Source organism: Celeribacter halophilus (assembly GCF_018860305.1).
In the GTDB taxonomy this organism is placed as follows: Bacteria; Pseudomonadota; Alphaproteobacteria; order Rhodobacterales; family Rhodobacteraceae; genus Celeribacter; species Celeribacter halophilus_A.
The window spans coordinates 1-8,974 of sequence record NZ_JAHKPE010000017.1; the positions used below are offsets into that span (position 1 = coordinate 1).

Genomic DNA, 8,974 nt, shown 5'->3' on the forward strand with positions numbered 1-8,974 from the left:
CCCTGAATAAAGCCGTCAGGGATATCATGTTCACATGGGTCAATTCTCAGTGAAAAATTTGCGGTCTACCGGGTCACGTCTCAGCGGAAATCAACACGCTTTACCTTACCGGACATGAGGGATGCTGTCAGTGCATACACTAGAGCTAAGGCGTTTCACCTGACTTGCCTTCTGAAACCGGATCCCATGATGACCACACTTCCGACAGATCTCGTTGCAGTAGAGTATCGAGGCCGGTGTTAAGGTCTGTGAAAAGTCGAGACAGGTAGTGTGCGGTCTCCGCTTTCATTTTTGGTGGAGTGTCTGCAGTCAATAGAAGCGGATTGATTTTATGGAAGTAGAATTGATAGATGCGATTGGCGATTTTCATGCGTGTTCCCGTTTCCATGCGCATGTGGGACATGTAACGCAATCTGGAAATACGTCTTCCGACAAGGCGGTTCACCCATTGCATCAACCGGGGTGAGCTTGGGTAGCTGGTCTTGTTGAACCAAAGTTCGTGCCCATCAAGAGAAAAGGGTTCCACTCCGATGAAATTCGCAATCCCGTTCATAACCAACTGACGGTCTTTCTGGAAATCTTCCAACAGAACCACATGCACCCGATCTTTCCCGAGCACATTTATCCAGTGAGATAAATGTGGCGCATAGGTTGAGCCGCTGACAATCTGGGGCAGGGCGGTCAGGGCACCTTCAAATGATGTGGTGACCCGCATCATTTTCATTGCATGCCAGTATTCTGAATAGGCGCGTTTCACTGGATCCCGCAGCATAAATATAATTTTTGCGTCGGGAAGCCTTTGTGCGACGCGATGCGGGACCATAGGAGAAAAAAGGTAACGTGTGCTATCTTCGCCGAGCAGGCGCACATTGCCCAATGCCTCATATTTTGCGTGATACCAGTTTCTGGTTTCAGCGTTGTTCGGCGCTGGGTTGCGATAGTCGAGATGACCGTTACGTTCGAAAAACAGATCGGGCCAGTTGAACGGGTCATCCGCGTCGAAATAGTTCACTTCATCTATCGGTAAGGCAATGTCGGGATGCTGGTCGAGAATAAAATGAAGGGAAGTCGTGCCGCATTTTGGTGCGCCGCCGATGATGAAATCGGGTTCGGGACGCCGCTTCTTTGGTTCTGTAGATGCGCTGATCATAACGTGTTACTCTTTCAAAGCTGTTTGCTCCAGTGGTCTAACGACCGATAACTGTAGGGGAGAGAGTTTGTGATGTCGTGCGAAAGACGTTCAGGGCCGACTTGGAGTTTTGATTGTCGATAAGAACCGTGAGGCCAACGCCAGCAAGACCCAAGCTCGCAGATATCGCCACATAGGCAAGGTCTGGCAGCTCTGTCAGGTGATCAACCAAAGCGTATACAAGTGCGACTATGCAGGCAACGATGCTGGCTGGGAGCAGTTGATTCAGACAGCCAGACAGGGTGATGGGAATCAGCCGAGCACCCAATTGCCAATGGCGCGGGACCATAACCAATGACCAAAGAGTAAAGCTCATCGCTACAGCTTCAAGACTGAACTGCAGCGAGATCCACATCATGACAAGTCGTAAGATCACGCCTTCAATTGATGTACGCAATAAAAGGTCTGTACGAGATACCGCACGAAATAAGGCATGCATGAAGAAAATGGCAATGGCTTCCAGTACCAGTCCTGCAATGGATAGTGCGAAAAGTATTGCCACCGGTTTCCATTCTGGCGAAAGGAGCACAGAAAAAATTGGTGTGCCTGCCACAGCAATCATTGTTGTGGTCGGGATCAGCAACACGGCCAAGAGCCTCATCCCGGCGTAATAGATATCTCTGAGTTTCTCCGGTGACTTCTGGGCTTTGGACATTCGAACATAGATCACGGAGGACATTGGCCCGGCCAGCCCGAATTGAGGGAGCCTGTTGAAACGCTGTGTCATGGCAAAATAGCCAAGCGGGATTTGGCCTAGAACCCGTGAAATCATCATCACAGGGAGCTGTTGCCGTATCACAATGAGAAACGCAGAGGCGAGTGTGTCACGCGCATAAATCAGATGCGGACGTAGGCCATAGGTCGAGAAAGTGAGACTGGGACGAAAGTGGGAAAGTTTAAAAATGCCCACCATTCGAACTGCGGCCAATAAGACCTGTTGTCCGACGAGTGCCCATATGCCCAATCCCAAAAGAGCCGCAGATACAGCGAACACCAATCCGGAAATTGTGGCGAGCACCTGAACTTTGGCAATTCCGCTGTAATTTTCTCGACGTTCCACCTCGGCATTCGGAGCAGCGCTCAGAGCATAGAACAGTGGTATGACCGACATGACAAGAAGTACGGGGACGAGGCGATCACTGTCGAAATAGCTGGCGGCGAGTGGAGACAGAGCTGCAACGAACACTGTGCAGGCAACGCCTGCTCCAATCATCAACCAGTTTACGGAAGCCCATTCAACCTCGTCGGCATCTTCGCGACGGATCAGAGATCGCCCCATGCCTCCGTCACTCAGTGTATTTGCGAAGATGACCAGTGTCATGGCAAGCCCCATGAGGCCGAAGTCTTCAACAGACAACTGACGCGCGAGAATTGGCAGTACAAGAATTTGCGAAACAGCTACAAAGCCTCTCGCCGAGATGAGGGCTCCGACACTAATGATAAAATTTTTGAGACCTGGGGGGGATACTTCTGAACCATTCACCGAAATACTCTTCTTTAATGGCGGGATGCGCTGACTATATATTGCGGCGCGTCCTGCTCGTCTGAACTACCCTTTTATGAGGCCGATAATAGCACATGGCATCAACTGCGGGAATGTCTCTCAAATATGACATTCCTAGGACGTCTTAAAAATAGCGCATTAAAATTCAGTATGGGGAATAAATGAGCAACCGATAGATTATTTCCGGTTGGCCCATAGGCTTCCCAATATGAGAAACAAGATCAGTATAGATCCAATGGCTGCGTATATCGGCAAAGCCCAGAACAGGGAAATATCAAACGACAAAAAGAAAAGTACCGTGAATATCAATGCGAAAGGAAGCGCAACAAGAGCAGCGCCCTTCGCTGGGCGCGTCGTTGTTGCGGCCTTTGGTTCTTTGGACTCGCTGCGGTTTGCCGCTTTTGATTGAAATTCAATTTTTTCGGCTTTGATTTTCACAAAATGATCCTCAATTCATGTTCGTTGCAGGTTATTTGGGCCAGTGCCGGATTAACACTGACATCAAGTTTGATAACGAACCCTGAAATTGCGTATCGACGGGACAATTTTTCGGGCAAGAGCACTCGGTAAAGGATACAGTGTAGTTTGTTCTCTAAACTGCTTGTAACGCCCATAGAGGCCTCTGAAAAGCAGTTTGATGGGCGGCTTTTTGCCATTCGCAACTGCTGAAGTCTTTCATCCGGATAGTCAATATGGGATGTCCTTCGTCGTCGAAGATTTTGGGGACTCTGGATTTGAAGGATGTAGAGAGCCGTAGCCATCTGTTTTTGCGAAGCATTGGTATTTTTCGGGGCTCCGGTCTTTCCTGCTGATTCGATTTTTTGAGCCTCCGAGTGCTGGACCTATGGTGCATCACTTAACCTAGGGTTGAGTCGCTGGTAGTCAAATCTTTTTAAACGGATTATTTTTTTGTCAAATGAGATTCTTTTTTGCAAAAAATTGCCGACTGGATCAAAATACGAACCGCATGCTTCTGCATTTTGCCAGCCGTTCAATTTGGTTAGGGCATTGTTAATTTTATGTTATTTATGTGTCTCACTGGCTCACAGCGCACTTCCAAGCTTGAAAATGTTTTATTAGGCTTTGAAAACACAAAATGCTTACTATGGAAGTTATAAGAGGGGTGCTGCCTGCATCGATTAGATGCGTAAAGTGCGCAAAGCACATTGGCAGACGAGGTTTTCGGGACTGAGGTGAGTGAAGGGGGGGCCCTTCATGACAACAGAACCTTCGCGCTTGGGGAAGCGCGAACTTTCATGAGCTTATGAAGTGGATTGTTACTATGTCGCAGATGGAACATCAGGATTCCACCACGTTACCACGCAGTCAGTATTACTACAATGTTATCCCAATCTATGCGGGGGGTGTAAAACGACTTGTTGATGTTGTTTTATCACTCATGCTTCTGCCGATGATTGTGCCGCTTGTTCTGGTTCTTTGCATCCTGGTTTCTCGGGATGGCGGATCTGGTCTTTTCGGTCACGCAAGGGTCGGAAAAGGCGGAAAAACTTTTAAATGTTGGAAGATCAGGACCATGGTCCCGGATGCTCAAGAGCGTTTGGAAGCGTTGTTGGAGGCTGATCCGATAGCTCGCGCAGAGTGGGAAAAAGACAGAAAATTGCGCAATGATCCGCGTGTGACACCATTGGGGGCGTTTCTTCGCAAAACGAGTCTAGATGAATTGCCGCAGCTTTGGAATGTTCTGAAAGGTGAGATGAGCTTGATTGGACCGCGCCCTGTTACAGAGTCTGAATTGACGATGTATGGCAAGTTTGCGGATGTCTATATGTTGCTACGTCCAGGGGTTACGGGGTTGTGGCAGGTTTCCGGACGCAATGACGTTTCTTACCAAGAACGCGTCGAACTGGATGTTCATTATTACAACAGGGTGTCGCTTTGGTTGGACCTGCAGATTTTATCCAAGACAGCATATTCGGTTATTGGCCGTACAGGTTGCTAACAAGGTCGGCGGATATGTCTGTGTGACGCCCTTGTGGGATAATTTCGAATTACTTTTTTAGGGGGGCCAGTTTGGTTCCCCTTTTTGATACGTATTATAAGCGGTGGTTTGATCGCTGAATCCGGGCGCAACCACGCCATTGATGAAGCGGCTTATGCCGCATAAGTGGAGTAATGCCTAAAAGTTGGTGACGGCCCGTAGGGGCGGCATATCATGGCGGTGTTCAGAACGCCGTCAATTCTCCGTAGAGAAAGGGATATGCACATGACGAAGACTACCATCACCAGCTTACCTGAAATGTTTCGCCAAAGATTTATGCTCCAAGGGTCCAGAAAACACAGCACAACGTGTTGATGTGGGTGGCCTTTCACACTCAACTTGTACCCCAAGTTAATTGTGAAAGGCTTGCATCCATCCGGATTTTCGACTGACCCGCTGACCGAGATTTTACGATCCGGCGCGCGGCAACTCATCGAGCAAGCCGTTGAAGCTGAACTGGCCGCATTATTGGAGGCCTACAAACACGAAACCACGGAAGAAGGCCGCGCCCGCCTTGTCCGGCATGGGTATTTGCCTGAACGCGAGGTGATGACCGGGATCGGCCCAGTGAAGGTGCAGATGCCTCGGGTGCGTGACCGTGGTGAGGCGGTCGAGAAAGTCCGGTTTACGTCATCGATTTTGCCTCCCTATCTGCGCAAGGCCAAGTCGATCGAAGAATTGTTGCCTTGGTTATATTTGAAGGGCATTTCCACCGGCGACTTTCAGGAGGCGCTGGCAGCTCTCCTCGGGCCGAACGCGGCAGGGCTCTCGTCCACAACCATCTTGCGGCTTAAGGCTGAATGGTGGGAAGAATATGAGCAATGGCAACGCCGGGATCTGAGCGCGCGTCGGTTTGTGTATGTCTGGGCCGATGGCGTCTATTTCAAGGCACGTATCGCTGAATAAAAACAATGTGTTCTGGTTCTTATCGGGGCTGACGAGTGGGGCCGCAAAGAGGTCTTGGGCCTTGTGGACGGCTTCAGAGAAAGCACCCAGAGTTGGCGCGAGCTGCTGCTTGATCTGAAGCGGCGAGGTCTGAACAAGGCTCCGGACCTGGCCATTGGTGACGGGACGCTCAGCTTTTGGGCGGCGTTGCGTGAAGTCTTCGGCACCACCCGCGAACAACGCTGTTGGTTCCACAAAACCGGGAATGTCCTCAACGCGATGCCGAAATCTCCCCACGCCAAAGCCAAAGGGCATTTGCACGATATCTGGCAGGCCGAGACAAAAGCCGATGCTGAGGCGGCTTTCGACTTCTTCGTCGCAGCTTATGGTGTGAAGTATGAAAAGGCGGCGGCCAAGCTGATCAAAGATCGCGACGTTTTATTGAGCATCTCAAACTTTCCCGCCGAGCATTGGAAGCACATCAGGACTTCGAACCCGATCGAAAGCATGTTCACAACGGTTCGCCATCGCACTGGCAAAACCAAAGGCTGCCTAAGCCGGAAGACCGGCCTTGCAATGGCCTTCCGGCTGATGATGTCGGCACAAGCCAAATGGCGAAAACTGGACAGCGCAAATCGTTTGCCGGGAATCATCGAAGGGATTGCGTTTAAAGACGGGATCAAGCAACTTCAAAATGCCGCCTGATCTCTGGCGTCACCAACTTCTGGGCATAGCTCGTGCGAAGCACCTAGGATCAAATTATCAGGTTTGCGAAATTTATATGCTGTGGGCAGTACCGCTTTACTCGGCACCCCAAGAGATGGTGATGTTCATTCAGGGCAAATCTTCCTTCATCAGATGAGCCATGGGATTTAATGCAGTGATGCCCGCCCCATTTTCCATACCATTCCCTCCAACCTTGCTTTCTTCATCTCTCCTCAGAACAGTAAATCACTACAGTACTACACCCGCTTTTTAGGAAATGATTTTTCCTAAAATTGGGCTTGGGCGGGTCAGGTTTTAGAGTGGCCAAAAAAGTTTCAATCGCCCCATCCGAAAATCTGTAGTGAATTCAGAAAGCTGATATTTTTTATCCTAAGATTCCGCCTTTTCTGGTGAAAAAAAGTATTTGCGGGATACCGTTTGACCTCCTCTCCTTGTTGTAGAGAACAAACAGAGGAAGAGCTTATGGCGATTAAAGTGACGGTAATTTCCAGTGATGAGCCGCGTCGGTTGACGAAACGTATCACGCTTCAGAATGAAGAACTTATGACGGAATCGGGCGGTCACATGTTGCGCGGCACATATGCTGTGCGCGCGTTTGAGACGCTTGCAGAATTTTCGGAAATGCTCGGGGCGCTGCGCACAAACGAGGCCATGGTCTACGGCGTCCCCACGGGGCCCGCTGTAGGTGTGGTTGTGACGAAATCCAATCTCGCAGCAATGCCCAAAGAGAAACGTGAAGGGCATATCGCGCGATCTAATGATCATTTCGATTGGTCCGATGGTCCCGGTATCTTCATGATTGATATCGATCCGCCGAAAGATGGGCCTGCTCTCAGCAAAGAGAGTGAGGTGCCCCTAATTTGCTAGACGCCTGCCTCGTTCATTTTCAGCTGTTTCATTTCATAGTCAACCGGTGACAGCCTGCCGTTGTTCGTGTGCTTGCGTGTAGGGTTGTAAAACATCTCGATGTAATCGAACACATCCTGCCTTGCGGCGTCGCGTGTGAGGTATGTTCGCCGCCTAATGCGCTCCCGCTAGAAGCTTTCTGCGACCGCGTTGTCATGACAATTCCCACGTCTGCTCATGCTGGCAACCAGATTGTGTTTGCTAAGGAACGACTGCCACTCTTTGCCAGTGAACTGTGAACCTTGGTCTGAATGGATCATGACTTTTTGCTTTGGTTTGCGCCGCCAAACAGCAGCCAACAAGGCTTGCAAGGCCAGGTCAGTTGTCATGCGAGATTGCATCGACCAACCAACGACACGTCGTGAAAACAGATCGATGACCACAGCGAGATATGACCAGCCTTCATGGGTTCTGATGTAGGTAATGTCGGTCATCCAAACCGCGTCAGGTGCCGCAACCTCAAACTGTCTGTCCAGCGTGTTGTCAGCGACAACAGCAGGTTTGCCGCCATAGCGACCAGGCCGACGCTTGTATCCGATCTGTGCTGTGATGCCCGCAAGGCTAGCCAATCGTGCCACACGGTTCTCGGAGCAGGTCTCGCCAGCATCACGTAGATCATCGGCCAGCTTCCGATAGCCATAGACCTTCCCGCTATCTGTCCATGCTTGGTGGATTAGCTCTGTCTGCCGCGCATCTTCAAGCGCGCGTACGCTTAACGGTTCTTTAAGCCATGCATAAAAGCCGCTGAAATGCACAGCCAGCACACGACACATCGACCGCACCGAAAACTCCGCACGATGAGCCTCAATAAACGCGTACTTCACTGTGACTCGCGCGCGAAGTACGCGGTCGCCTTTTTTAGGATTGTCCGCTCCTCAGTAACCCGTGCCAACTCACGCTTCAGCCGCCTGATCTCTGCAGCTTGTTCAGCAACCTCTGATCTGACCTGCGGTGACTTGGAAAATTGCGCCTTCCAAGTGTACAGAGATTTGGTGCTGATCCCCAGTCGTTCAGCAACCTCGCTGACTGAATATCCGCGCTCAACAACCTGCGCCAGAGCTATGAGTGAATCTGGTGTCCGGGGGATTTGAATGACGGCGGTGCATCTGGTTGGATTGGTGTTGCAACACATCCAGCCAACCATTCGAGGACACACCACCATGGACGACAGTACCATCATCAATTTCTCCGGTCGAGACACGATCACTGACCCGCTGACAGATATCTTGCGCAAAGGCGCTCGGGAATTGCTGCAGGCTGCGATTGAAGCCGAACGTGACGCCTTTCTCGCCGAGTTTGCCGAACGACGCACAGCGGACGGCCGCGCTGCCGTGGTCGGCAGCGGCTATCATCCGGAACGGGCGGTACAAACCGGAAGCGGGCCAGTCACAGTGAAAGTACCAAAGGTCCGGGCCAAGGACGGTAAACCGGTCACGTTCCGCTCTGCACTTGTGCCGCCTTACGTGCGCAAAGCCAGGTCCATTGAGGCGGCCTTGCCCTGGCTGTACCTGAAGGGGATTTCCGCGGGCGAAATGGACGCTGCGCTCAAAGCACTCCTTGGCCCTGAGGCCACCGGCTTTTCCGCGAAAACGATTTCCCGTCTGAAGGGCCAGTGGGCAGAAGAATACAATGACTGGCGCAAAGCCGATCTGAGCCGAGATGAATGGGTCTACATCTGGGCAGACGGTATCTACAGCGGCTTGCGCGGGATAGATGATCGGCTCTGCGTACTCGTTGTAATCGGGGTCAACGCCCGTGGGGAGAA

The 8,974-nt window shown here is 51.0% G+C and carries 6 protein-coding genes and 2 pseudogenes; 4 read left to right on the plus strand and 4 right to left on the minus strand.

Translation table 11 applies throughout. The features are described from left to right. Nucleotides 1-145 precede the first annotated feature (145 nt). The 3 genes from KO492_RS03990 to KO492_RS04000 all read right to left on the minus strand — a co-directional run bounded on the left by KO492_RS03990 (nucleotide 146) and on the right by KO492_RS04000 (nucleotide 3,131). Nucleotides 146-1,150: a sulfotransferase gene (locus KO492_RS03990; RefSeq protein ID WP_216043782.1), complete on the minus strand. Its 1,005-nt coding sequence runs from the start codon at nucleotides 1,148-1,150 to the stop codon at nucleotides 146-148. A gap of 37 nt (nucleotides 1,151-1,187) precedes the next feature. Continuing rightward, nucleotides 1,188-2,672 carry a lipopolysaccharide biosynthesis protein gene (locus KO492_RS03995; protein WP_216043783.1) on the minus strand — a complete coding sequence of 495 codons (1,485 nt, stop codon included), beginning with the start codon at nucleotides 2,670-2,672 and terminating at the stop codon, nucleotides 1,188-1,190. A 198-nt stretch (nucleotides 2,673-2,870) separates the two neighbouring features. Continuing rightward, the gene (locus tag KO492_RS04000) at nucleotides 2,871-3,131 is read right to left on the minus strand and encodes a hypothetical protein (RefSeq protein WP_216043784.1); all 261 of its coding nucleotides are present in this window, start codon (nucleotides 3,129-3,131) and stop codon (nucleotides 2,871-2,873) included. A gap of 844 nt (nucleotides 3,132-3,975) precedes the next feature. Between KO492_RS04000 and KO492_RS04005 the strand changes: the two genes are divergently transcribed. From KO492_RS04005 to KO492_RS04015, 3 genes and pseudogenes are all read left to right on the plus strand, one after another. Continuing rightward, nucleotides 3,976-4,653: a sugar transferase gene (locus KO492_RS04005; RefSeq protein WP_216043785.1), complete on the plus strand. Its 678-nt coding sequence runs from the start codon at nucleotides 3,976-3,978 to the stop codon at nucleotides 4,651-4,653. A gap of 378 nt (nucleotides 4,654-5,031) precedes the next feature. Further along, nucleotides 5,032-6,282, plus strand: a pseudogene (locus KO492_RS04010) (IS256 family transposase). Nucleotides 6,283-6,765: 483 nt separating this feature from the next. Continuing rightward, nucleotides 6,766-7,170, plus strand: a complete 405-nt coding sequence (locus KO492_RS04015; RefSeq protein WP_216043786.1) for a hypothetical protein — start codon at nucleotides 6,766-6,768, stop codon at nucleotides 7,168-7,170. Here KO492_RS04015 and KO492_RS04020 read toward each other — a convergent pair. Further along, a pseudogene (locus KO492_RS04020) lies at nucleotides 7,167-8,341 on the minus strand (IS3 family transposase). The gene KO492_RS04015 and the pseudogene KO492_RS04020 overlap by 4 nt on opposite strands. Nucleotides 8,342-8,369: 28 nt before the next feature. Between KO492_RS04020 and KO492_RS04025 the strand changes: the two are divergent. After that, the coding region (locus KO492_RS04025) for a transposase (RefSeq protein ID WP_216043787.1) at nucleotides 8,370-8,974 on the plus strand (605 nt) is incomplete at its 3' end.

What these genes read in the sequence shown, in the direction of transcription:
- KO492_RS03990 (WP_216043782.1), bottom strand. Translation starts at nt 1,150, where the DNA reads ATGATCAGCGCATCTACAGAACCAAAGAAGCGGCGTCCCGAACCCGAT.
- KO492_RS04005 (WP_216043785.1), top strand. Translation starts at nt 3,976, where the DNA reads ATGTCGCAGATGGAACATCAGGATTCCACCACGTTACCACGCAGTCAG.
- KO492_RS04015 (WP_216043786.1), top strand. Translation starts at nt 6,766, where the DNA reads ATGGCGATTAAAGTGACGGTAATTTCCAGTGATGAGCCGCGTCGGTTG.